This window comes from Enterobacter sp. C4G1 (assembly GCF_052886895.1).
The window spans coordinates 569,787-593,071 of sequence record NZ_JBQVVV010000002.1; the positions used below are offsets into that span (position 1 = coordinate 569,787).

Genomic DNA, 23,285 nt, shown 5'->3' on the forward strand with positions numbered 1-23,285 from the left:
AAAAGAATTAATTAGCCGTCGAATTAAAAAGACAGGAAAAAAGATGAAAAGCAAACTCACCATGTTAACGCTGGCGCTTGCCGCGCTGACGGCCAGTTCCGCCGTCAGCGCGAAAACGCTGGTGTATTGCTCCGAAGGATCGCCGGAGAACTTCAATCCTCAGTTGTATACGTCTGGCACAAGCGTAGATGCCAGTGCTGTACCGGTCTATAACCGCCTGGTGGACTTTACACCCGGCACAACCAAGCTGGTGCCGAGCCTGGCAGAAAGCTGGGATGTGAGTGAAGACGGCAAGGTCTATACCTTCCATCTGCGCAAAGGGGTTAAGTTCCAGAGCAACAAGTCCTTTACGCCAACGCGTGACTTTAACGCGGATGATGTGATTTTCTCGTTCATGCGCCAGAAAGACGTTAATCACCCTTATCACAATGTCTCTAACGGCAGCTATTCCAACTTCGAAAGCCTGGAGTTTGGCAGCCTTATCACCGCCATTGACCGGGTGGATGACCATACGGTGCGCTTTACCCTGGCGCACCCGGAAGCCCCGTTTGTGGCCGATTTGGCCTGGTATTTTGCCTCGATCCTGTCGGCTGAATATGCCGATGCGATGCTCAAAGCTGGAACGCCAGAGAAGGTCGATATGGATCCGATAGGCACCGGGCCGTTCCGGCTGGCGCAGTATCAGAAAGATTCACGCATTCTGTTTACCGCATTCCCGGAATACTGGCAGGGTAAATCAAAGCTCGATCGCCTGGTGTTTACCATTACGCCGGATGCCTCGGTGCGTTTTGCCAAAATTGAGAAAAACGAGTGCCAGGTGATGCCGTTCCCGAACCCGGCCGATCTGCCGCGCATGAAGGCCAACAAAGACATCAACCTGATGAGCAAGGCAGGACTGAACACCGGATTTCTGGCGTTTAATACCCAAAAACCGCCGCTTGATAACGTGAAAGTGCGTCAGGCACTGGCGATGGCCATCAACAAACCGGCGATTATCGATGCCGTGTTCCACGGTACCGGCACCGCGGCGAAAAATCTGTTGCCGCCGGGCGTCTGGAGTGCGGACAGCGAACTCAAGGATTACGACTATTCTCCTGAAAAAGCCAAAGCCCTGCTCAAAGAGGCGGGATTTGCCAACGGTATCAGCATTGATTTGTGGGCGATGCCGGTACAGCGCCCGTATAACCCGAACGCTAAGCGTATGGCTGAGATGATTCAGGCGGACTGGGCGAAGATTGGCGTGCAGACCAAAATCGTCACCTACGAGTGGGGCGAATACCTCAAGCGCGTGAAAGGCGGTGAACATCAGGCGGCGCTGATGGGCTGGACTACGGCGACGGGCGATCCTGATAACTTCTTTGGCCCGCTGTTTACCTGTACGTCCGCCAACGGCGGATCGAACTCCGCAAAATGGTGTTATAAGCCGTTTGATAAAATTATTGCTGAAGCTAAATCGATAACCGATCACGATAAACGTGTGGCGTTATACAAAGAAGCGCAGCAAATGATGCACGATCAAATGCCAGCGGTAATGATTGCGCATTCCACTATTTTCGAGCCGGTACGCAAAGAAGTGACAGGTTACGAAATCGACCCGTTTGGTAAGCATCTCTTCTGGCAAGTGGATATTAACCAGTAATTTTTCACTGCCCGAAGCCTTTCGGGCAGTTTTTTTCAATTTGTGCTCTCAACAACATTTTTTCCCACCACATACTTGCCAATCTTTTGCTATAACTTCAAATGCATACTTGCAGATAACATGGAATATCATCATGCGTACTCAAACTTTCTTTAGGGTTGCAGTGCTTACTGGTCTGTTGGCGTTGGCGGGTTGCTCTTCAAAAGTCGCTGCTCCTGAACAATACTCAGGCTTTTTAAAAGACTATTCTGGCTTGAAGGAAACGACATCTGCGACGGGTAAACCAACCTTGCGTTGGGTTGATCCGTCTTACAATGAAGCGAATTATGACAATATTGTCTGGAATCCAATTACTTATTATCCTGTCCCAAAACCAACGACGCAGATTGGTCAAAAAACGCTGGATGAGTTGCTGAACTACACCAACAACAAAATGAAAACTGCGATTGGTCAACGTAAGCCAATCGTCACCACGCCTGGCCCACGCAGCCTGATCTTCCGTGGTGCTGTGACCGGGGTTAGCTCCAAGAAAGAAGGTTTGCAGTTCTATGAAGTGGTCCCTGTTGCGCTGGTCGTAGCGGGTACCCAGATGGCGACCGGTCACCGTACAATGGACACCCACCTGTACTTTGAAGGTGAGTTGATTGACGCGAAAACCGGTAAACCAGTTATGAAAGTGGTTCGTAAAGGCGAAGGTAAAGAGCTGAATAACGAAAGCACGCCAATGACCTTCGCGACGCTGAAGCAGGTTGTTGATGACATGGCAACGGATGCCACCATGTTTGATGTGAAAAAGACAATGAAATAATACAGAAGACGGCCTGCATTACGCAGGCCGTTTTTTTATGCCGTACGCAGACGCCTGAACCAGGTTTCCGGCTTTGTAAACATCACCATATTTCCCCCCAGAATCAGCAACAGCCCAATAATCCCGTTAACATGCCACACATAACCTTCGTAAACGGTTGAAATAGACAGCGCAACCAGTGGGAACAGAAGCGTGCTGTAAGCGGCTTTCCCTGCACCGATACGACCCACCAGGGTGAAATAAGCGCCAAACGCTATCACCGAACCAAACAGTGCCAGATAAAGCAGCGCGCCGATATAGCTCTCCGTCCACTCGGGTGCAAAACTGTCCCCCCGGATCAGGGCAATACAGCCCATTACCAGCGTCCCGTATAGCATTGCCCAGGCGTTGGTGGTCATGGTTTCCAGCCCGTTGCGCTGGTGGCGCATACTGATCATATTCCCCAGAGAGAACCCGTAAGTGCCCAGTGCGGAAAGGCCAATCCCCGTCAGCAGTGAGGCGCTCCAGCCGCTTGCCAGAAGGTCGTCCCAGAAGAGGGTGATAATACCGATTAACCCCAGTGCTGCTGCCGTCCAGAAGCGTGCCGGCGGACGCTGGCCAAAGAAGATAAAGCTGTTGATGGCGTTATAGAGCACCGCCATGCTGAAAATGACAGACTCCAGCCCGGTGTTAATGTGCGACGCTGCGGTGTAGAAGCACCAGAAGTTGAAGCAGAACACGCAGCAGCCCTGAATGATGCAAAAAAGATGGTCCCGCAATGACAGTTTACGCAGACGACGCAAGGCGACCAGGACAATCATCATAATGGCGCAGGCAACGGCAAAGCGCCAAAAAATGGACACGGGAGCCGCGACAGGCCCTTGTTGCAGAAAAATCGCAATCCAGGTGGTTCCCCAGATAACCACCACCAGCCCGTATAACAGTGCGTTCATGTTCTCTCTCTTCTCAAACCGCGAAAACCCTCAGTCTGACGGTTGTCTGCCCGGCACGCTTTCACCTGGTTGCGGCGGACTTGCAAATTCTTGCGCTTTTTTATCGTCAGGGCACTGGCAACAGGGGGCAACAATTCTTAGACTGATACTCTGATTAATGACGTGTTAATGGTTATGTCCCACGCTTACGATACCTTTGAAACGCTACGCCAGCAGAACGCGGTGCTCCGGGAGACCGTTGCGCTTAACTCCGGTATTCAGCTGGCAGCGTGGTACAACAAGCACGACACCATAACCGTTAAGAGCGATCACCATACCCTCAGCCTGTACGTGGCTGACGGCTACGAGAGTTATCAAAAAACACCCGGTGGCTGGAAAAATGGCGGCGGCCCGGATCGTTTCTGCCTGATGCCGAAAGAGAGTGAATCCACCTGGGATATCCGCGACGACCTGTCGTTTGTCCATCTTTACTGTACCGATGAGCATTTGCGCGATATCGGCGAGAAGATCTGGGATAAGCGACCGGTATCCCTGACGCTTGATGAAAAAATCTTTGGCAGCGACCCGAAAATTACTGCGCTGTATCGCCAGTTTTTGCTCGGCTGTGACTGGCAGCAAAAAGCCAATCAGCTCACCCTGAGCACGGCGTCGACGATGTTGCTGACGCATCTGCTGCAAAACTACGCCAACGTGCAGTGGAAACTGCCGGTGGTGACAGGGGGATTGTCGCCATTTGTACTGCGAAACGTACTGGCATTTATTGAAGAAAACCTTGCGCAACCGCTGACGCTGGCTGAGCTTGCCGCCCAGGCCGCGCTCAGCGAGTACCACTTTGCCCGCATGTTCCGCCAGTCAATGCAGCAAGCGCCGCATCAGTACGTGATGCAGCGCCGGATGGAAAAAGCCAGAGAGCTGGTCACTCAAACCAGCCAGCCGCTGACCGATATCGCGCTTGCCTGCGGCTTTAACTCTGCCAGCCATTTCAGCAACCGCTTTCGCAGCGTAATGGGCGTGACGCCATCTCAGTTACGTGCGGCGAGCGCGTAGAAAAACGCTGTAGCAAAGCCCACCGGCAACCAGCCCCCAGAACGCTGAACCAATTCCCAGAATCGTTACCCCGCTGGCGGTCATCAGGAAAGTGACAATCGCCGCGTCACGCTCCGCTTCATTATTCAATGCCTGATACAAACTGCCGCTAATAGTGCCAAGTAGTGCCAGCCCTGCCAGTGTCTGGATCCAGCTCAGCGGCAGGGCGGCCATTAGCCCGGTAATGGAGCCGCCGAACACGCCCGCCAGAAGATAAAAAATGCCCGCAGCTGCGGCGGCAATCCAGCGTTTACTGACATCAGGGTGTGCATCAGGGCTCTGGCAAATGGCGGCGGTGATCGCCGCGATACAGATGGAATAGACCCCAAACGGTGAAAACAGTAATGCAATCCCGCCGGTGATGATGATGAGCGGTGACACCGACAGCGGATAGCCGGAAGCTTTCATGGTGGCAAAGCCGGGGGCGTTCTGTGAGGCCATGGTCACCAGGAAAAACGGCATGCCGATGCTGACCAGACTAGTAAAGGTAAATGCAGGGGCAATAAATTGCGGCATAACAACCGAAAGCGTAATTTTTTCCGTGACAACGTCACCACCAGCCCAGGCAACGACACCGCCGACCAACAGGGTGGCCACAATGGCATAGCGCGGCGCAAACGCTTTGGCTATTAACCATGCCGCCAGCATACTGCCGCACAGCAGAAAATGACCGTCGAGATGGCTGAATGCCTGAAGCCCAAAATGTAGCAGTACCCCGGCCAGCATGGCTGCCGCCAGGGAGTGCGGGATTAGCTTCATCAGGCGGGCAAACAGCCCGGTTAGCCCGCACAACAGGATGAGTGCGTTGGCAAAAATAAAAATACCGATCGTTTCTGCCAGGGTTACGCCATGCAGGCTAGTGGCCAGCAGGGCGGCACCTGGCGTGGACCAGGCGGTAAGCACCGGCGCTTTATACCACCAGGAGAGCGCAAGCGTGCTGACACCCATCCCAAGGCCGAGAGCGGTCATCCAGCCAGCAATCTGCTGGGCGTTTGCCCCTGCGGCGGCGGCGGCCTGCCAGATAATCGCCGCTGAACTGGCATAGCCCACCAGCACAGCAACAAAACCGGCCAGAATGGCAGGAAAGAGAGGCGTTGAACTACGCATAAAAACTCCACTGTGCGTTATAGCGTCCGAAGCAATGTAACACTGTGCGCTATAGCGTACAAGTGGTACACTTTTCGCCAACGGGAGAATTTATGGACATTACTCAGCATCTTGCATCCACACTGAAGACCCTGCGCCAGACACGCGGGTGGAGTCTGTCAAAGCTTGCAGAAGAGACGGGCGTGTCAAAAGCGATGCTCGGACAAATTGAGCGCAACGAATCCAGCCCTACGGTTTCGACGCTCTGGAAAATAGCAACCGGACTGAACGTGCCGTTTTCCGTTTTCATTACACCGCAGGCCAGCCCGGAAGCGATGTTCGACCCGCAGCAGCAGACGATGGTGGTTAAACCGTTATTTCCGTGGGATGAGGCGCTGAAATACGATCATTTCTCGATAACCCTTGCCCCCGGTGCGATAAGTGAATCCACGCCGCACGAAGCGGGCGTCATTGAGCATGTGGTGGTGATAAGCGGTGAGCTTGATATGCACATCGACGGAGAGTGGCGCACCATTCAGGCTGATTCTGGCGTGCGTTTTGCTGGCGATAAACCCCACGCGTACCGTAACAGCAGCGCCCTGACGGTGCACTTTCATTCACTGATTCATTATCCCCGCTGAAGGTACGCAAAACTGTTTCGCTGACGCATACTTCTGACTACAATAGCCGCCATTTTGACCATAACGGATAACGACGAAGTATGCGCCTGCAATCCCATCATCTTGAACTTTTAAGCCCGGCCCGCGATGCCGCCATTGCCCGTGAAGCGATCCTTCACGGTGCCGATGCCGTCTACATTGGCGGCCCTGGCTTCGGTGCCCGCCATAACGCCAGCAACAGCCTGAGTGATATTGCCGAGCTGGTGCCGTTCGCCCATCGCTACGGGGCGAAAGTGTTCGTGACCCTGAACACCATTCTTCATGATGATGAGCTGGAGCCTGCGCAGCGTCTGATAACTGACCTGTACCAGACCGGCGTTGATGCGCTGATCGTGCAGGACATGGGCGTGCTGGAACTGGATATTCCGCCGATTGAGCTACACGCCAGTACCCAGTGCGACATCCGCACGGTAGAAAAGGCCAAGTTCCTCTCCGACGTCGGTTTCTCCCAGATAGTGCTGGCGCGTGAGCTAAACCTGAACCAGATCCGCGATATCCACCAGGCCACAGACGCTACCATTGAGTTCTTTATCCACGGTGCACTGTGCGTGGCCTATTCCGGGCAGTGTAATATCTCCCATGCCCAGACCGGGCGTAGCGCTAACCGTGGCGATTGCTCTCAGGCGTGCCGTCTGCCCTACACCCTGAAAGACGATCAGGGCCGCGTGGTGGCCTTTGAAAAACACCTGCTTTCCATGAAAGATAACGATCAGACCGCCAACCTGGGTGCGCTGATCGACGCTGGCGTGCGCTCCTTCAAAATCGAAGGGCGTTACAAAGACATGAGCTACGTGAAAAACATCACCGCGCACTACCGTCAGATGCTGGATGCCATTATTGAAGATCGCGGTGACCTGGCGCGCGCGTCTGCCGGACGTACTGAGCATTTCTTTATCCCGTCGACAGATAAAACCTTCCACCGCGGCAGCACTGATTACTTCGTGAATGCCCGTAAAGATGACATCGGTGCGTTCGATTCGCCGAAGTTTATCGGTCTGCCGGTAGGCAAGGTGCTGAAAGTGGCGAAAGATCATCTGGACGTGGAAGTGACGGAGCCGCTGGCGAACGGTGATGGTCTGAACGTGATGATCAAGCGTGAAGTAGTTGGTTTCCGCGCCAACACGGTCGAAAAAACCGCTGAGAACCGTTATCGCGTATGGCCGAATGAGATGCCAGCCGATCTGTATAAAGCGCGTCCTGACGCAGCGCTTAACCGCAACCTGGACCACAACTGGCAGCAGGCGTTACTCAAGACCTCCAGCGAGCGTCGCATTGCGGTAGATATTGAACTGGGTGGCTGGGAAGAGCAGCTGATCCTGACCATGACCAGCGAAGATGGCGTCAGCGTGACCCATACCCTTGATGGCCAGTTCGAAGTCGCCAACAACGCGGAAAAAGCGCTGAACAACCTGAAGGATGGGGTGGCGAAGCTGGGGCAAACCCTTTATTACGCGCGTAATATCGACGTTAACCTGCCTGAAGCACTGTTTGTGCCAAATAGCCTGCTGAATAAGTTTCGTCGTGAAACGGCAGAAATGCTTGATGACGCGCGTCTGGTTAACTATCCACGCGGCAGCCGTAAAGCTGTTTCTGTGCCTGCGCCAGTCTATCCTGATTCGCACTTATCCTTCCTCGCAAACGTCTACAACCATAAAGCACGCGAGTTTTATCATCGCTATGGCGTGCAGCTGATTGACGCGGCGTATGAAGCGCATGAAGAGAAGGTCGATGTACCGGTGATGATCACCAAACACTGCCTGCGCTTTGCGTTTAACCTGTGCCCGAAACAGGCGAAGGGCAATATCAAAAGCTGGAAAGCGACCCCGATGCAGTTGGTGAACGGGGACGAGGTGTTGACCCTGAAATTCGACTGCCGCCCTTGTGAGATGCACGTCATTGGTAAGATGAAAAACCACATCTTTAAAATGCCGCAGCCGGGCAGCATTGTCGCCTCTGTCAGCCCTGAAGATCTGATGAAAACCCTGCCAAAACGTAAAGGCAGTTAATTAACGAAAGTGAGTATCGGGTTTGCGTGATTTCTGCCAGTGATGGTGTTCGCGCAAGCCCTCTGCGGAATCCTCTGCCACGCTGCGTAGTTCGTCACTGTCGGCTTCATGACGAAGCTGATGGTCGACATTCTTCACCCATAAAAAGGTATGCCCTTTGTGTCCCGCCATCAACTGACCCGAAAATAATGCGCAGATCAACATTATTGCTGATAACCCTTTTCTAAACATTATTTCACCGCTGAATGACATTTCACGGCTATGATGCAGATAGTTTTATTAAGTTATTATTCCGATGATCAAATTAACGCAAAGGGATTGTCAGTTTCTGTGGTAACCGGAAATAAAGCAGGGGCATAACGCCCCTGTTTATTAATTACGCTGGTCTTGCGGTGGTAATGGTTTTTTACCGTCTTTTGGCGGTTGTTTACCGTCATTATGCTGCAGGCGTTTTCCGTTGTGTTCTGGTTTATCACCACGATGCTGAGACTTATCGCCATTCATATTATGCTGCGATGTTTTACCGTCGTGCTGAGGTGGTTTGCCATCACGTGGAGGCTGTTTTTGATTGTGTTCAGTTGGCTGCTTTTCAAACGGCACGGGTGGTTTGTTATCCGCAAACGCGTAGGACGACAGGCCCAGCGCGATGACCGTAGCAAGTGTAGTGATGTTTTTCATTTTGTTGTTTCCTTTCTCTTTGTTTAACGCCGCTGATTTGAACACCGAAAAATGGAGAAAGTGTGGATGCGTACTGAGATTAAGAATCTGCCTGGATAACTGGAAAAGTTAGAGAGTAGATCAAGGAATAATCTGAAAAAATATACCTGGTATGATTCCGGATATAGGCGGTTAATTGAACAATTATGGCCGTAGAATCAGGCCTGGGGGTGTAGTATCAATATAAATCTAAAAAACCAACCATTTTTGGTAAATAAAGATAAATGAGGATTCAAGATAAATCTTATATAATGGCGTTCTTCTGGCTTAGGAATGGGATCTTCCAAAATGAAAAAATCACTCTCTGTGGCTATTGCGGTTTTCGCTGTAGCGGCAACAGCGTGTGCGAGTTACGCCTATAATAACAAACCTGATTTTATGGAATCTGCCGAATCCCGAGTGGGTTCATATCTGACCAGCGATTACGGTAAAGTTTCCTGCACCAGCATCCAGATTGACGAACAACGTTGGGAGCTGGATTGCCTGAATCAAAAACGCGGGAAAAGCTTCCAGTTTGCGGTCTATTCGGCAGAACAAGCTCCTTACGATGTTTCTCGCTCTTTCTATCTCGAAGCCATCAACGACGATGCAAAACAGAGCGCAAAACAGGGGTTGATGAAGTTTCTGCAAATCAACACCAAAGACGCGGATGTTACCCAGTCCTGATCGTTAAGCAAGGTTAATTGCGTTGTTTAGCATTTGTTGAGACGACCCGTGATAGGGTGATCGCAGTACACAACCCGTCATGGAATGGCGGGGATGTTGATACCTAAATACAAATCTATCCATGCAAGCATTTACCGCCATTCAATGGCGGTTTTTTTTGCCTGTCCGCCATCAGGGCCGTTCAGATGAAAGGGCGAACTGTTTGCGATACTGCGCCGGTGAAAGTGCGAAATGCATGCGGAAATGGTGACGCAGCGTAGCTGCTTGCCCAAACCCGGTCTGTTCGGCAATGCTTTCGATGCTTAACCGGCTGTTTTCCAGATAATCTTTTGCCCGCAGTAGCCTTTCGTTGAGCAACCAGCGCGCGGGCGTTGTGCCTGTTGCGTCCTGAAAGCGGCGCAGAAAGGTGCGCTGGCTCATTCCCACGCGCTGCGAGAGTGAATCGACGCTGTGTTGCAGTGCGAGATGCTGATGAAGATAATCAAACAACTTGCCAAAACGCTGGCTTTCGCGCAGTTGCGCTACAGGGCGGCTCAGTTGCTGCGTCTGCGAACCATCCCGATGAGGTGGAATGACAAGACGGCGGGCAACACGATTCGCCGCTTCCATGCCGTAATCCCGGCGGACCATGTGCAGGCATAAATCAATACCCGCCGCGCTGCCGGCGGAGGTCAGAAGATCCCCCTCATCCTGATACAGCACGTCTTCAACCACATCGATGGACGGGAAGCGGGATTTCAGCGTCTCAAAATAGCGCCAGTGGGTTGTGGCGCGTCGTCCGTCGAGTAACCCGGCGGCGGCCAGCACGAACACCCCGGAGCAGATAGACATCACCTGGCACCCCCGGGCGCTGGCCTGGCGCAGCGCGGCGCACAGAGCCTCCGGCACCGGCGAGTCTACTCCTCGCCAGCCTGGCACAACGACCAGGTCGGCGTGTTCCAGCAAGCTGAGATTGCCGTCGGCCAGAATGCGGATCCCGCCGGTCGCACGAAGTTCACCTTCATCAACCGCCGCCACGGCAAAACGATACCAGTCGTCCCCCATTTCGGGACGCGGAAGCCCGAAAATTTCAACCGCTACGCCAAATTCAAAGGTACACAGCCCGTCATAGGCCAGTACGACCACCCGTGGGGAGGAAAGCTGTCTTAACTTTGTCATCTTTTTGCGGTTTTCTGGCATGAGCGGACGCATTCAGTGGGTGAATTTGTGGATAGAGTAGTGTTAACACAAACACCTTAGAGGAGAAAGATTCATGAGTTATGTTACGGAATTTCCGGCAGCCGAGCCACAAGAAGCCGTTGCCCATTTTCTGCGTCGCCTGAGTGTGGAAACAGACTGCGCCGATGTGCATCACGCCATGACCAATAACGATCAGGACTTTGTTTTGCTGCACGTGGTGGGCAAACCCGAGCAGTTTGCCCGTCGTCATGTTCCGGGCGCTATCCATTTGCCCTGGAGCCAGATCACAGCGGAGCGCATGGCGCAGTGGCCAGAAGACACGGTCTTTGTGGTCTATTGTGCCGGGCCGCACTGTAACGGCGCCGACAGAGCCGCGCTGAAACTCGCCCGGCTGGGGTTGCCGGTAAAAATCATGCTCGGCGGGATCACCGGCTGGCAGGATGAAAACTTCGACTTTGCCGGGCAAATTTCAGCGGTACTCGGCTGAAGATGAATTTTTTTCAACACAGGTGAAATTTTCTCGTTTGTCGTGACGCGGCGGGTATGACATCTTTTTTGGACATTTAGACATCCAGAAGTCTAAAAGTTCAAGAAATGAATTATCACTGTCGGCAATTATCTGCCGGCAGAAACAGGAGATTTCCATGCAGCGACAACATGCCCCGTACCGCGCCGATGTAGTAGGCAGTTTTTTACGCCCTGATGCCATCAAACAGGCTCGTCTGAAATTTGCCAGCGGTGAGATTGATGCCGGGCAGCTTCGCGCTGTTGAGGACGAGGCGATCCGCCATGTTGTCGAGCAGCAGTGTGCCTGTGGCCTGCATGTGGTCACCGATGGGGAGTTTCGTCGCGCCTGGTGGCATTTCGATTTCTTCGACGGGTTGCAGGGCGTTGAACGTTATGATTCTCAGCAGGGTATCCAGTTCAATGGGGTACAGACCAAAGCCCACGGTGTGCGTGTCACCGGTAAGCTGGGCTTCGGTGACCATCCAATGCTGGCTGATTTCCGATACCTGAAGAGTATCAGCGGGAATGCGCAGCCGAAGATGACCATTCCAAGCCCAAGCGTGCTGCATTTCCGTGGCGGCCGCAAAGATATCGACGCAACGGTCTACCCGGATCTGGATGCCTATTTTGACGACCTGGCGACAACCTGGCGCGATGCTATCCATGCGTTCTATGCCGCAGGTTGCCGCTATCTGCAACTGGACGACACCGTCTGGGCGTATCTCTGCTCTGACGATCAGCGCCGTCAGATCCGCGAACGTGGGGATGACGCCGACGAGCTGGCGCGCACCTATGCTCGCGTGCTGAATAAAGCGCTGGAAGGGAAACCCGATGATCTGACCATCGGCCTGCATGTCTGTCGCGGCAATTTCCGTTCAACCTGGATTTCCGAAGGCGGCTACGAGCCGGTGGCGGAAGTGCTGTTCGGTACGGTCAACGTCGATGCCTTCTTCCTGGAATACGATAACGATCGCAGCGGTGATTTTGCGCCATTGCGCTTTATCCGCCCGGGTAAACAGCAGGTGGTGCTGGGCCTTATCACCACCAAAAATGGCGAGCTGGAAAACCCGCAGGGTGTGAAGGCGCGTCTGGAAGAGGCGGCAAAATATGTCGCGAAAGAGCAGATTTGCTTAAGCCCGCAGTGCGGTTTTGCCTCCACTGAAGAGGGCAATACCCTGAACGAAACCCAGCAGTGGGATAAAGTGCGTCTGGTGACACAAATCGCCAGCGAAGTCTGGTAATACTTCTGACACAGCGCTGCATTATTAAAGTGCAGCGCTGTACCATTCTGAGTCGTTTTCCCCGCAGGTCTTCATTCCGCCCCCGAAAATCCACGTTTTTCATCCTGGCATCTTTTTTGCTCCTCTTAAGCTGACACATGTTTATTTTCTGCGTCCAGGCGGTAACGGACGTTTTGCACAGCTTTCTTTTCAGGAGTGAAAATATGCACCGTCGTACCTTTGTAAAAGCTTTTGCACTGTCGGCCTCTGTGGTCGCTATGGGAATGAGTTTTGGTGTTCAGGCTGCGGATACTATCAAAGTGGGGATCATGCACTCGTTGTCCGGCACGATGGCCATTTCTGAAACGCCCCTGAAAGATGTTGCCCTGATGACGATCGATGAGATCAACGCGAAAGGTGGCGTACTGGGTAAAAAGCTGGAGCCGGTGGTAGTCGACCCGGCGTCTAACTGGCCGCTGTTCGCGGAAAAAGCCCGTCAGCTGTTGAGTCAGGATAAGGTTGCCGTGGTATTTGGCTGCTGGACATCAGTATCACGTAAATCCGTATTGCCGGTCTTTGAAGAGCTGAACGGTCTGCTGTTCTATCCGGTGCAATACGAAGGCGAAGAGATGTCGCCAAACGTCTTCTATACCGGGGCGGCGCCAAACCAGCAGGCTATCCCGGCGGTGGAATATCTGATGAGTGAAGACGGCGGCAGTGCCAAACGCTTCTTCCTGCTCGGCACCGATTATGTTTACCCGCGCACCACCAACAAAATCCTGCGCGCGTTCCTGCACTCCAAAGGGGTTCAGGATAAAGACATTGAAGAGGTGTACACCCCGTTCGGCCACAGTGATTACCAGACCATTGTCGCCAATATCAAGAAATTCTCCGCGGGCGGTAAAACAGCCGTGGTTTCCACCATTAACGGCGATTCCAACGTTCCGTTCTATAAAGAGCTGGCAAACCAGGGGCTGAAAGCGACTGATGTGCCGGTGGTGGCGTTCTCCGTCGGAGAAGAGGAGCTGCGCGGCATCGATACCAAACCGCTGGTGGGTAACCTTGCGGCGTGGAACTACTTTGAGTCCGTCGATAACCCAACCAACCAGGCCTTTGTGGCGGATTACAAAGCCTATGCCAAAGCGCACAAGCTGCCTAACGCCGATACCGTGGTCACCAACGACCCGATGGAAGCGACCTACGTGGGGATCCACATGTGGGCGCAGGCGGTAGAAAAAGCCGGCACCACCGATGTGGATAAAGTCCGTGCGGCAATGGCGGGGCAATCTTACAAAGCACCATCCGGCTTTACGCTGACCATGGACGCCACCAACCACCATCTGCATAAGCCGGTCATGATTGGCGAAATTGAAGGTAACGGGCAGTTTAACGTGGTCTGGCAGACGGAACAGCCGGTACGTGCCCAGCCGTGGAGTCCGTTCATTGCCGGTAATGACAAAAAACCCGATCAGCCAATGAAAACGGCCAGCAACTAAGTCATTGTCAAAGGGAGAAAAGCCATGAATATCATGCGCGTTATTGTCGCTGTTGTATGGCTTACCGGACTGCTGCCAGGGATGGCGCAGGCATCGGATGCTGATGATTTTGTTGCCGCCAATCGTAGCCAGCAGGCTGCGATGCTGGAACAGTGGGCGGCCTCGCCGGAAGCGGCGCGGCTGCCGCTGTTGCAGGCGCTGCAAAAGGAAAATCTCTATCTCGACAGTCAAAAACATGCGTTTACCCGCAGCAACGGTACGATGGTGGCTCTGGGTGATGCAACGAATGCAGAGGGGCAGACAAAAGCCGTTCGCCTGACCAATCGCCTGCGGGTTCTGGCGACCACTGCGCTCGCCACGCATCAGCTTGTGAGTGACAGTGTCACGCAAAGGCGCGATGCCGCAAGACAACTTCAGCGCGACGCGCAGCCCGATATGCTCGATTTCCTGCAAAAGCGGGCGGGCAGTGAAACGGATGATGTCGCACGCCAGGCGCTGTTACTGGCGCTGGCGAATCTGCAACTGACCAGCCCACAGGCTGATGTGCGTCTGAAGGCCGTGGAGCTGCTGGGGCAGTCTGACGATCCTGATGTTCAGGCAAAACTGACACCATATGCTCAGGTACAAACTGAACCGGATGCCAGAGTGCGTGCCGCTGCCGAAGAGAGCCTTAATCACATTAAACACCGCCTGATGTGGGGCGATTTACTCGGTCAGGCCTTTATGGGGTTGTCGCTGGGTTCCGTACTACTGCTGGCCGCGCTGGGGCTGGCCATCACCTATGGATTACTGGGCGTCATCAACATGGCCCATGGCGAGATGTTGATGCTGGGAGCGTATGCCACCTGGATGGTGCAACAGTTCATGGCGCAATTTACCCCGCAGTGGCTGGCACTCTATCCGGTAGTGGCGCTACCGGTGGCCTTTATGCTGACAGCCTGTGTTGGCATGGTGCTTGAACGTGCTGTTATCCGCCATCTGTATGGCCGCCCACTGGAAACCCTGCTGGCAACCTGGGGGATCAGCCTGATGATTATCCAGCTGGTGCGGATGACGTTTGGCGCGCAAAACCTCGAAGTGGCAAACCCGGCATGGCTTTCCGGCGGGGTGCAGGTTTTTGCCAACCTGACGCTGCCGTGGAACCGGATTGTGGTGCTCGGTTTTGTGCTGCTGGTGCTGTTCTTTACCTGGCTTACCCTGAATAAAACCCGTCTGGGGCTGAACGTGCGCGCGGTAACACAAAACCGCAGCATGGCGGCCTGTTGCGGCGTGCCCACCGGGCGCATTGATATGCTTGCCTTTGGCCTGGGGTCGGGCATTGCCGGTCTGGGCGGGGTGGCGTTATCACAGCTGGGCAACGTGGGGCCGGAACTGGGCCAGGGTTACATTATTGACTCGTTCCTGGTGGTGGTGCTTGGTGGTGTCGGTCAGTTGGCAGGTAGCGTGGCTGCCGCCTTTGGCCTTGGGATCTTCAATAAAATCCTCGAACCGCAGATGGGCGCTGTTCTGGGCAAAATCCTGATCCTGGTGGCGATCATTCTGTTCATTCAGAAACGTCCGCAGGGGCTGTTTGCACTTAAAGGGAGAGTTATTGACTGATGAGCCAGCCACTTACCTTAACGCTGGCGCGTAAAGCGCCGCGTACCACGCAAATTCTCGGCAGCCTGCTGGTGACACTGCTGCTGGTGTTGCCTTTCCTGGCACTGTTGCCCGCCACGCACCCTCTGGCGTTATCCACCTGGATGCTCACCCTGGTGGGCAAAATTCTCTGTTACGCCATTGTAGCCGTCGCTCTGGATCTAGTGTGGGGCTATGCGGGGATGTTGTCGTTAGGACATGGCATTTTCTTCGCATTGGGCGGCTATGCGATGGGGATGTACCTGATGCGTCAGGCCGCGGGTGATGGGCTGCCCGCGTTTATGTCGTTCCTTTCCTGGAGCGAGCTGCCCTGGTTCTGGTGGGGCACCCAGCATTTTGCCTGGGCATTAGTGTTAATTGTGATGATCCCAGGTCTGCTTGCCCTGGTGTTCGGCTGGTTTGCGTTTCGCTCAAAAATTAAAGGGGTCTATTTCTCGATCATGACCCAGGCGCTGACCTACGCAGGCATGTTGCTGTTCTTTCGTAATGAAACCGGCTTTGGCGGCAATAACGGCTTTACGGGGTTCACAACGCTGCTCGGGTTTTCTGTCACCGCAACGTCCACGCGCATTGCGCTGTTCCTGGCTACCGTTGTGCTGCTGTTGCTGACGCTGGGCATCGGTTTTGCGCTGGCGAAAAGCAAATTTGGCCGCATTCTGACCGCCGTGCGTGATGCGGAAAACCGCCTGACGTTCTGTGGCTACGATCCGCGTGGTTTTAAACTGCTGGTGTGGACGCTGTCTGCCGTGCTGTGCGGCCTGGCGGGCGCGTTGTATGTCCCGCAGGTGGGTATTATCAATCCGGGCGAAATGTCGCCCACCAACTCGATTGAAGCCGCTATCTGGGTGGCACTGGGTGGACGTGGCACGCTGATTGGCCCGGTGATTGGCGCTGCGCTGGTCAACGGCGCAAAAAGTGTGTTCACCGTGGCAATGCCGGAGTACTGGCAGCTGTTTCTGGGGCTGATTTTTATCGCCGTCACCCTGTTTTTACCGCGCGGTGTCTACGGCCTGTTTCGTAAGGGAGAGAAATAATGCAGCCAGCCGAAGGACTCTTTACCCGCCAGTTGCCCGGCGATCGCTACCGCGATCAGACCGACCCGGTACTGCAGCTTGAGGCCATTAACGTCAATTTCGACGGGTTTCAGGCGCTAACCGACCTGTCATTAAACATCGGCGTAGGCGAATTACGCTGTGTGATTGGCCCCAATGGTGCAGGTAAAACCACCCTGATGGATGTGATAACCGGTAAGACACGGCCGCAAAGCGGGCGGGCGGTGTATGACCAGTCGATTGATCTGACTGCGCTGGATCCTGCGGCTATCGCCCGTCAGGGTATTGGCAGAAAATTCCAGAAACCCACGGTGTTTGAAGCGCTGACGGTGTGGGAAAACCTGGAGCTGGCCATGAAGTGTGATAAATCCGTGTGGGCAAGCCTGCGGGCAAAGCTCAGCGGCGAACAGGCTGACCGCATCGACGAGATGCTGGTGCTGTTACGTCTGAGCAGTGAACGTGACAGGCGTGCGGGTCTGCTTTCCCACGGGCAAAAACAGTTTCTGGAAATCGGTATGTTGCTGGTGCAGGACCCGCATTTATTGCTGCTCGACGAACCCGCAGCCGGGATGACGGATGCAGAAACTGAATACACGGCAGAGCTCTTCAGGACGCTGGCGGGTAAACATTCGCTGATGGTGGTTGAGCATGATATGGGCTTTGTTGAAACCATTGCCGATCACGTGACGGTACTTCACCAGGGACGGGTGCTGGCGGAAGGTTCGCTTCGCGAGGTGCAGGCCAACGAGCAGGTGATTGAAGTGTATCTGGGGCGCTAAGGAGCATTGATGTTACAGGTCAACGAACTGAATCAGTATTACGGCGGAAGCCATATTCTGCGCGGTGTCAGCTTTGAAGCGGTAACGGGCGAAGTCACCTGCCTTTTAGGGCGCAACGGTGTGGGGAAAACCACGCTGCTGAAATGCCTGATGGGGCTTATTCCGGCTAAAACGGGCGAGGTGCTCTGGCAGGGGAAAAAAATCACGCACAGCAAACCCCATCAGCGCGTGCAGTCAGGCGTGGCGTATGTGCCACAGGGCCGGGAGATCTTCCCGCGTTTAACCGTTGAAGAAAACCTGCTCCTGGGGTTATCGCGCTTCTCTGCGCGCGAGGCGAAAAACGTCCCGGACGAGATCTGGCAGCTCTTTCCGGTGCTCAAAGAGATGAAACACCGCCGGGGTGGCGATCTTTCCGGTGGGCAACAGCAGCAGCTGGCCATTGGCCGTGCGCTGGCGAGCCGCCCGCAGCTGCTTATCCTGGATGAACCTACCGAAGGTATTCAGCCCTCGGTTATTAAAGAGATTGGGCAGGTGATCCGCCAGCTTGCCGACCGGGGCGATATGGCCATTCTGCTGGTTGAGCAGTTTTACGACTTTGCCGCTGAACTGGCCGACAGCTATTTACTGATGTCTCGCGGAACCATCATACAGCGTGGTCGTGGCGAAAATATGGAACAAGAAGGCGTTCGCGGTCTGGTTGCGATTTGAAATGTTATAATATAACATCCTCATTCTTATAAAACGGAGTGAGGGTATTGTTTTGTCTGCACATATTGGAAAATTTGCGATGACTCTGGGGGCGCTGCTGGTCAGTGGCCAGCTTTTTGCTCATTCACATGGTCACCAAATGACGGAAGCCGAACAGAAGGCCGCGAACGGCGTTTTTGCTGACAAAGATGTGAAGGACCGAAAATTGTCCGACTGGGACGGCGTCTGGCAGTCTGTCTATCCGTTCCTGCTGGACGGTTCGCTGGATCCGGTCTTTAAACAGAAAGCCGCAAAGGATAAAAGCAAAACGTTCGACCAGGTCAAAGCGTATTACCGCACGGGCTACGCCACTGATGTCGACAGCATCAGCATTGAAAGTAACGTCATGGAATTCCACACAGGCAGAGAGGTCAGTAGCTGTCACTACGATTACAGCGGCTACAAAATCCTGACTTACGCATCAGGCAAGAAAGGCGTTCGCTATCTGTTTGAGTGTAAGGACGCCAGCAGCAGCGCGCCGAAGTTTGTGCAGTTCAGCGACCACATCATCGGGCCAAAAGCGTCCTCGCATTTCCATATCTTTATGGGCAACACCTCCCACGAGGCGCTGCTGAAAGAGATGGATAACTGGCCAACCTATTATCCTAACGAGATGTACAAAGATCAGGTGGTAGACGAGATGTTGCACCACTAGAATTTGCTGTTGCCGGGTGGCGGCTACGCCTTACCCGGCCTACAGGCTAACACGCTAGCGTCACTTTTCACGCTCATCCCGCGCAGGATCATCAGCCAGGCTACCACAATCGCCGCCATCATAATGGCAAACAATGACCAGTGCGGCAGATGGCTCAGGATGATACCGGTGATCATCGGGTTTGCCGCCGCGCCCAGCCAGCCCAGCGCCTGCGCAGAGAAATAACTCGCCTTCATCCCCGGCGGGGCAATGTTATCAATGAGCATGTATTCACCAGGTGCATAAATAATCTCTCCCAGCGTAAAGATCCCTGCGGCGATCCCCCAGTAAACAAGGTTCTCGCCAGAGAACATGAACCCGCCGAGACCGAGTACAAAAAAGAGCGTGCCAACCGCCATTAACGGGCGAATGTTCGCCGCCGACAGCTTGCGCCCGATGGCATATTGCAGCGTCACCACCACGGCGGCGTTCACCGGTAACACCACCGCAACCACATTCTGCGCAAAATCACTGTCGGCGTTAGCGGCCAGCACGTACTGGGAAATACAGGTGGCGAATGAACCACCCACGTAGGAGGCGAGCAGGCCGGAAAGCGTATACCACATCAGCACCCGGTCTTTCAGCAGGATCGAGGGTTGCCACGGGGTGGTCTCCTGCGGCGTGTCAGAGGCAATGCTCTTCTGGACGTAAAACTGAATAAAGACCAGCGGCAGCGCGGCGCAAATCGCAGCCAGCCAGAATGGCAGTTGCAGGCTGTACATCACAAGCCAGGTGCCAATCGGCGGCCCGACCGTCCAGCCGATGTTGAGAAAACTGTAGTTCAGCGAGAACACGCGGGCCTTTTCGCTCGATGTCAGCACATCGGCAAACCAGGCTTTCAGTACCGTCGAAAATACCGAGTAGGCGCAGTTGATAAGCGAGAAGAACAGCACCACCAGGGTGACGTCATCCACCAGCGGGATCGCCACAAAGCCCACAATAAAGGCCGTAATGGAGATCAACATATAGCGTTTCTTATTGAATTTATCCGCCAGAATGCCAAATCCCATGCTGAACACCACGCCGATAGTCAGCGCCACGGTCAGTGCATAACCGATATTCTCTACGCTCATGTTATACATGCGCGTCAGATAGATGGTCATAAACGGCAGTGTTGCCCCGCGACCGATGGTTAATAACAATGACGATGCCAACAGCGCTGCGGTTGAGCGCCTGAGAGATGGTTTCATATTCCTGCCCGACATTAGCTTATGATTTATTGTTGTGTCTTATCAGGATTATCACGCCATAAGGGGCTTGTATAGCACCTAATTTATCCGTAAGTGCTTCCACTGACTGCCAGAATTAATGATCTTTTCCTCTGTGCTTTTTTTCGTTACCTTGAATCTGTTTACAAAAATTTAATAATCAGGGGCAGGGTATGACGCGTAAAGACGGGCTACTGGCGTTGCTGGTGGTCGTAGTGTGGGGGCTCAATTTCGTTGTAATCAAAGTCGGTTTGCACAACATGCCGCCATTAATGCTGGCGGGGTTGCGCTTTCTGCTGGTGGCCTTCCCGGCAATCTTCTTTGTTGCCCGTCCTAAAATCCCGTTCACCTTGTTGCTGGGTTACGGCCTGACCATCAGCTTTGGTCAGTTCGCCTTTCTGTTCTGCGCCATCAAATTCGGGATGCCCGCCGGGCTGGCGTCACTGGTACTTCAGGCGCAGGCTTTCTTCACCATTATTCTGGGTGCCTTTGTCTTTGGCGAACGCTTGCAGGCCAAACAGCTGGCGGGGATTACCCTTGCCGTGTTTGGCGTTCTGGTGCTGGTTGAGGCCAGCCTGAACGGGCAACATGTGGCGTTGCTTGGTTTTATGCTAACCCTGGCGGCGGGGCTGAGTTGGGCCTGCGGTAATATTTTTAACAAACTGATTATGCAGCACGAAACACGCCCACCGGTGATGTCGCTGGTGGTCTGGAGTGCGCTGATCCCTGTCGTTCCGTTTATGGTGGCATCCGCTAGCTTTGATGGCCCGGCCGTCATGCTCGATAGCCTGGTGAATATCGACCTGACCACGATTTTGTCGCTGGTCTACCTGGCCTTTGTGGCCACCATTATTGGCTACGGTATTTGGGGATCACTCCTGGGCCGCTACGAAACCTGGCGTGTGGCACCGCTCTCTTTGCTGGTTCCGGTGGTTGGTATCGCCAGTGCCGCCGTATTGCTTGGGGAGAAACTCAGCGCGTTACAGTTGTTTGGCGCAGTGCTGATTATGGCCGGGCTGTATATCAACGTGTTTGGTTTGCGCTTGCGTCGGGTGACGCGGGTGAGAAGTTAACGCCAAAAAAAGCCCCGCATCAGCGGGGCAACACGAATCAGTGGTCGCGCTGGTTGTAATACGGCACGCCTAATTCGTCGGATTTGTCGCTACCAGCACCCATGTGGTTGAAATCAAAAGGTGACTGGTTATTGGCAGAAGGCATGATCATCGCATCGCGATTGTTCTGCTGAGCTGCTTGTGGGGTTTGCTCCGCGAAGGTCTGGCTGGAGACAAGCACCAGCAAGGCGAGGGCGGCGGAGACGGTGAATTTCATGATTTCCTCGGTTACGTCTTAAAGGCGATAGTTAGCTTTAGTGATTCAGCTGCAATGTTTCAGCGGATACAGGTATCGGGATTCACCCGGCATACTGGTGATTCGATACTTATGAGGCGGCACGTCGAAGTAGTTCTTAAACGTACGCGTTAAGGTCTGTTGCGATTCAAACCCATACCGCTCCGCCAGATAAAGGATCGGTTCATTGCTTTCTTTGAGCTTCTGGGCAATTTCCGTCAGCTTGCGGCTGCGAATGTATTGTCCTAATGAATGACCGGTCTCTTTTTTAAACATCCGTTGCAGGTGCCATTTTGAGTAACCTGAACGCTCTGACACTTTCTCAAGGGAGAGCGGCGATTCCAGGTTATCTTCGATCCAGTCCAAAATGCTATGAATTGTGATAGCGTCAGTATTGCGTCTGGACATCGTCATACCTCTTTCTGTATTACGGCAGTATTTTCTTAAGCAAGTGCTCAAGCGTTGCCACTTCATCCGCCGTTAAGTTTTTTGTTAGTTCCTGGTGCGTTGTTTGTCCTACTAATTGATGACATTGCTCACACATCGCCGCGCCGTCGCTGGTCAGTTTCACCAGTACGCCGCGTTTGTCATTCGGGTTAGGGCTTCGTTCTATCCATCCTTTGCAGACGAGTCGATCCAGCATTCGAGTCAGGGCACCGAGATCTACAGAGAGCACCTTTTTCAGCTCTACCGGCGTGATACACACTTCGCAGCGAATGGAACACAGCACTTTGAACTGTGTTGCAGTGATATCCAGCGGAGACAGGTATTCATTGAGAAGACGATCTTTTTTCTGATTAACCATATGAATAAGACGACCCAGTGGAATAATTTCGTTAAAGAGATCACTGGTGCTTTTCACAATGGTTGCCCTGGCAAGTAGTTAGTCACGGCAGATATTATTGCTTAGGCAAGTATAAGTCAACTGAATGAATTGGCCGATGCCACGAATTGCTAAAACGATTCATGAACTTTTTTTTGGGGCTTTCAAATCATAAACATAACGGGTTGTTATGATTCAGCAGAGAAAATAATCCTTACGTTGTGCCAATGGCTGAAATGCCCGGTTTCACCCTATAATTGCGGTGTTGAATTATGGATAAGGACGACGACGCACTATGTTGGATTTGATTAAAGCAATTAGTCTTGGGCTGGTGGTCTTGCTGCCGCTGGCTAACCCGTTGACGACGGTTGCGCTGTTTTTAGGGCTGGCAGGGAATATGAACAGTGCGGAGCGCAATCATCAGTCGATGATGGCCTCTGTGTACGTTTTCGCGATCATGATGGTTGCGTATTACGCCGGACAGCTGGTGATGAACACCTTCGGGATCTCGATTCCGGGTCTGCGTATTGCGGGCGGGCTGATTGTTGCGTTTATCGGTTTTCGGATGCTGTTCCCGGCGCAAAAAGCGCATGAGTCGCCGGAAGCAAAAAGCAAATCCGAAGAGCTGGAAACTGAGCCTTCCGCCAACATTGCTTTCGTCCCTTTAGCGATGCCAAGCACCGCAGGGCCAGGGACGATAGCCATGATAATCAGTTCTGCCTCAACGGTGCGTGACGGCGCTACTTTCCCGGACTGGGTTATCACGGTGGCACCGCCAATCATCTTTGCGCTTATCGGGATTATTGTGTGGGGCTCTTTGCGCAGTTCTGGCGCGATTATGCGTTGGGTGGGCAAGGGCGGTATTGAAGCTATCTCTCGTCTGATGGGCTTCTTGCTGGTCTGTATGGGCGTGCAGTTTATTATTAACGGCGTGCTCGAAATTATTAAGACCTATCATTGATGTTTTGCCCGGCG

25 protein-coding genes are annotated in these 23,285 nt (G+C 53.5%); 16 read left to right on the forward strand and 9 right to left on the reverse strand.

Features of this window, described 5'->3' with window-relative positions; genetic code table 11:
- Nucleotides 1-43 precede the first annotated feature (43 nt).
- Complete coding sequence (locus ACT9TW_RS16605; protein WP_446493086.1) at nucleotides 44-1,639, forward strand: ABC transporter substrate-binding protein; 1,596 nt, start codon at nucleotides 44-46, stop codon at nucleotides 1,637-1,639.
- Nucleotides 1,640-1,772: 133 nt separating this feature from the next.
- Nucleotides 1,773-2,447 carry a DUF3313 domain-containing protein gene (locus ACT9TW_RS16610; RefSeq protein WP_446493087.1) on the forward strand — a complete coding sequence of 225 codons (675 nt, stop codon included), beginning with the start codon at nucleotides 1,773-1,775 and terminating at the stop codon, nucleotides 2,445-2,447.
- A gap of 35 nt (nucleotides 2,448-2,482) precedes the next feature.
- Here the strand turns inward: ACT9TW_RS16610 and ACT9TW_RS16615 are convergent, their stop codons facing one another.
- On the reverse strand, nucleotides 2,483-3,379 hold the full coding sequence (locus ACT9TW_RS16615; RefSeq protein ID WP_446493088.1) for a DMT family transporter: 897 nt from the start codon (nucleotides 3,377-3,379) through the stop codon (nucleotides 2,483-2,485).
- A 174-nt stretch (nucleotides 3,380-3,553) separates the two neighbouring features.
- Between ACT9TW_RS16615 and ACT9TW_RS16620 the strand changes: the two genes are divergently transcribed.
- Nucleotides 3,554-4,426 (forward strand): helix-turn-helix domain-containing protein, encoded by an 873-nt coding sequence (locus ACT9TW_RS16620; protein ID WP_446493849.1) that lies wholly within the window; start codon nucleotides 3,554-3,556, stop codon nucleotides 4,424-4,426.
- Here ACT9TW_RS16620 and ACT9TW_RS16625 read toward each other — a convergent pair.
- Nucleotides 4,406-5,593 carry a benzoate/H(+) symporter BenE family transporter gene (locus ACT9TW_RS16625; protein ID WP_446493850.1) on the reverse strand — a complete coding sequence of 396 codons (1,188 nt, stop codon included), beginning with the start codon at nucleotides 5,591-5,593 and terminating at the stop codon, nucleotides 4,406-4,408. The two genes, ACT9TW_RS16620 and ACT9TW_RS16625, sit on opposite strands and share 21 nt — an antisense overlap.
- Before the next feature lie 71 nt (nucleotides 5,594-5,664).
- Between ACT9TW_RS16625 and ACT9TW_RS16630 the strand changes: the two genes are divergently transcribed.
- Both ACT9TW_RS16630 and ACT9TW_RS16635 read left to right on the forward strand, forming a co-directional pair.
- Complete coding sequence (locus ACT9TW_RS16630) at nucleotides 5,665-6,192, forward strand: helix-turn-helix domain-containing protein (protein WP_446493089.1); 528 nt, start codon at nucleotides 5,665-5,667, stop codon at nucleotides 6,190-6,192.
- Nucleotides 6,193-6,272: 80 nt separating this feature from the next.
- Nucleotides 6,273-8,237, forward strand: coding sequence for a peptidase U32 family protein (locus tag ACT9TW_RS16635; RefSeq protein ID WP_446493090.1), 1,965 nt, complete (start codon nucleotides 6,273-6,275; stop codon nucleotides 8,235-8,237).
- On the opposite strand, the gene ACT9TW_RS16640 is transcribed toward ACT9TW_RS16635, so the two are convergent.
- Nucleotides 8,238-8,468 carry a DUF2554 family protein gene (locus ACT9TW_RS16640; RefSeq protein WP_182061070.1) on the reverse strand — a complete coding sequence of 77 codons (231 nt, stop codon included), beginning with the start codon at nucleotides 8,466-8,468 and terminating at the stop codon, nucleotides 8,238-8,240.
- Between the two features lie 141 nt (nucleotides 8,469-8,609).
- The gene (locus tag ACT9TW_RS16645) at nucleotides 8,610-8,915 is read right to left on the reverse strand and encodes a hypothetical protein (RefSeq protein ID WP_446493091.1); all 306 of its coding nucleotides are present in this window, start codon (nucleotides 8,913-8,915) and stop codon (nucleotides 8,610-8,612) included.
- 327 nt (nucleotides 8,916-9,242) lie between these two features.
- Between ACT9TW_RS16645 and ACT9TW_RS16650 the strand changes: the two genes are divergently transcribed.
- Nucleotides 9,243-9,620, forward strand: coding sequence for a hypothetical protein (locus ACT9TW_RS16650; protein WP_182061072.1), 378 nt, complete (start codon nucleotides 9,243-9,245; stop codon nucleotides 9,618-9,620).
- A gap of 171 nt (nucleotides 9,621-9,791) precedes the next feature.
- On the opposite strand, the gene ftrA is transcribed toward ACT9TW_RS16650, so the two are convergent.
- The gene (gene ftrA / locus ACT9TW_RS16655; RefSeq protein ID WP_446493092.1) at nucleotides 9,792-10,799 is read right to left on the reverse strand and encodes a transcriptional regulator FtrA; all 1,008 of its coding nucleotides are present in this window, start codon (nucleotides 10,797-10,799) and stop codon (nucleotides 9,792-9,794) included.
- Between the two features lie 73 nt (nucleotides 10,800-10,872).
- On the opposite strand from ftrA, the gene ACT9TW_RS16660 reads away from it, so the two are divergent.
- The 8 genes from ACT9TW_RS16660 (at nucleotide 10,873) to zinT (ending at nucleotide 18,893) form a co-directional block, all read left to right on the forward strand.
- Nucleotides 10,873-11,286 (forward strand): rhodanese-like domain-containing protein, encoded by a 414-nt coding sequence (locus ACT9TW_RS16660; RefSeq protein ID WP_446493093.1) that lies wholly within the window; start codon nucleotides 10,873-10,875, stop codon nucleotides 11,284-11,286.
- A gap of 157 nt (nucleotides 11,287-11,443) precedes the next feature.
- Entirely contained in the window at nucleotides 11,444-12,547 is a 1,104-nt protein-coding gene (locus tag ACT9TW_RS16665; RefSeq protein WP_446493094.1) for a cobalamin-independent methionine synthase II family protein, read from the forward strand.
- 203 nt (nucleotides 12,548-12,750) lie between these two features.
- Nucleotides 12,751-14,022 (forward strand): urea ABC transporter substrate-binding protein, encoded by a 1,272-nt coding sequence (urtA, locus tag ACT9TW_RS16670; RefSeq protein ID WP_014070264.1) that lies wholly within the window; start codon nucleotides 12,751-12,753, stop codon nucleotides 14,020-14,022.
- A gap of 24 nt (nucleotides 14,023-14,046) precedes the next feature.
- The gene (gene urtB / locus ACT9TW_RS16675; RefSeq protein ID WP_446493095.1) at nucleotides 14,047-15,621 is read left to right on the forward strand and encodes an urea ABC transporter permease subunit UrtB; all 1,575 of its coding nucleotides are present in this window, start codon (nucleotides 14,047-14,049) and stop codon (nucleotides 15,619-15,621) included.
- The gene (gene urtC, locus ACT9TW_RS16680; RefSeq protein WP_182061078.1) at nucleotides 15,621-16,694 is read left to right on the forward strand and encodes an urea ABC transporter permease subunit UrtC; all 1,074 of its coding nucleotides are present in this window, start codon (nucleotides 15,621-15,623) and stop codon (nucleotides 16,692-16,694) included. Before urtB ends, urtC begins: the two co-directional genes overlap by 1 nt.
- The gene (urtD, locus tag ACT9TW_RS16685; protein WP_182061079.1) at nucleotides 16,694-17,491 is read left to right on the forward strand and encodes an urea ABC transporter ATP-binding protein UrtD; all 798 of its coding nucleotides are present in this window, start codon (nucleotides 16,694-16,696) and stop codon (nucleotides 17,489-17,491) included. The genes urtC and urtD overlap by 1 nt, the downstream gene beginning before the upstream one ends.
- Nucleotides 17,492-17,500: 9 nt before the next feature.
- On the forward strand, nucleotides 17,501-18,199 hold the full coding sequence (urtE, locus tag ACT9TW_RS16690; protein WP_315688626.1) for an urea ABC transporter ATP-binding subunit UrtE: 699 nt from the start codon (nucleotides 17,501-17,503) through the stop codon (nucleotides 18,197-18,199).
- Nucleotides 18,200-18,251: 52 nt separating this feature from the next.
- Nucleotides 18,252-18,893: a metal-binding protein ZinT gene (gene zinT / locus ACT9TW_RS16695; protein ID WP_446493096.1), complete on the forward strand. Its 642-nt coding sequence runs from the start codon at nucleotides 18,252-18,254 to the stop codon at nucleotides 18,891-18,893.
- 23 nt (nucleotides 18,894-18,916) lie between these two features.
- Here zinT and ydeE read toward each other — a convergent pair whose 3' ends face one another.
- Nucleotides 18,917-20,122: an efflux MFS transporter YdeE gene (gene ydeE / locus ACT9TW_RS16700; RefSeq protein WP_446493097.1), complete on the reverse strand. Its 1,206-nt coding sequence runs from the start codon at nucleotides 20,120-20,122 to the stop codon at nucleotides 18,917-18,919.
- A gap of 191 nt (nucleotides 20,123-20,313) precedes the next feature.
- On the opposite strand from ydeE, the gene eamA reads away from it, so the two are divergent.
- Nucleotides 20,314-21,213, forward strand: coding sequence for an O-acetylserine/cysteine exporter (gene eamA / locus ACT9TW_RS16705; protein ID WP_446493098.1), 900 nt, complete (start codon nucleotides 20,314-20,316; stop codon nucleotides 21,211-21,213).
- 37 nt (nucleotides 21,214-21,250) lie between these two features.
- On the opposite strand, the gene marB is transcribed toward eamA, so the two are convergent.
- From marB to marR, 3 genes are read right to left on the reverse strand one after another with little or no spacing between them, the layout of a single operon-like run.
- Nucleotides 21,251-21,469, reverse strand: a complete 219-nt coding sequence (marB, locus tag ACT9TW_RS16710) for a multiple antibiotic resistance protein MarB (RefSeq protein WP_259837696.1) — start codon at nucleotides 21,467-21,469, stop codon at nucleotides 21,251-21,253.
- Nucleotides 21,470-21,514: 45 nt separating this feature from the next.
- Nucleotides 21,515-21,895 (reverse strand): MDR efflux pump AcrAB transcriptional activator MarA, encoded by a 381-nt coding sequence (gene marA, locus ACT9TW_RS16715; RefSeq protein ID WP_001303241.1) that lies wholly within the window; start codon nucleotides 21,893-21,895, stop codon nucleotides 21,515-21,517.
- Between the two features lie 19 nt (nucleotides 21,896-21,914).
- Nucleotides 21,915-22,349 (reverse strand): multiple antibiotic resistance transcriptional regulator MarR, encoded by a 435-nt coding sequence (gene marR, locus ACT9TW_RS16720; RefSeq protein WP_014070273.1) that lies wholly within the window; start codon nucleotides 22,347-22,349, stop codon nucleotides 21,915-21,917.
- Between the two features lie 256 nt (nucleotides 22,350-22,605).
- On the opposite strand from marR, the gene ACT9TW_RS16725 reads away from it, so the two are divergent.
- Nucleotides 22,606-23,271, forward strand: a complete 666-nt coding sequence (locus tag ACT9TW_RS16725; protein ID WP_182061085.1) for a MarC family NAAT transporter — start codon at nucleotides 22,606-22,608, stop codon at nucleotides 23,269-23,271.
- Nucleotides 23,272-23,285 lie beyond the last annotated feature (14 nt).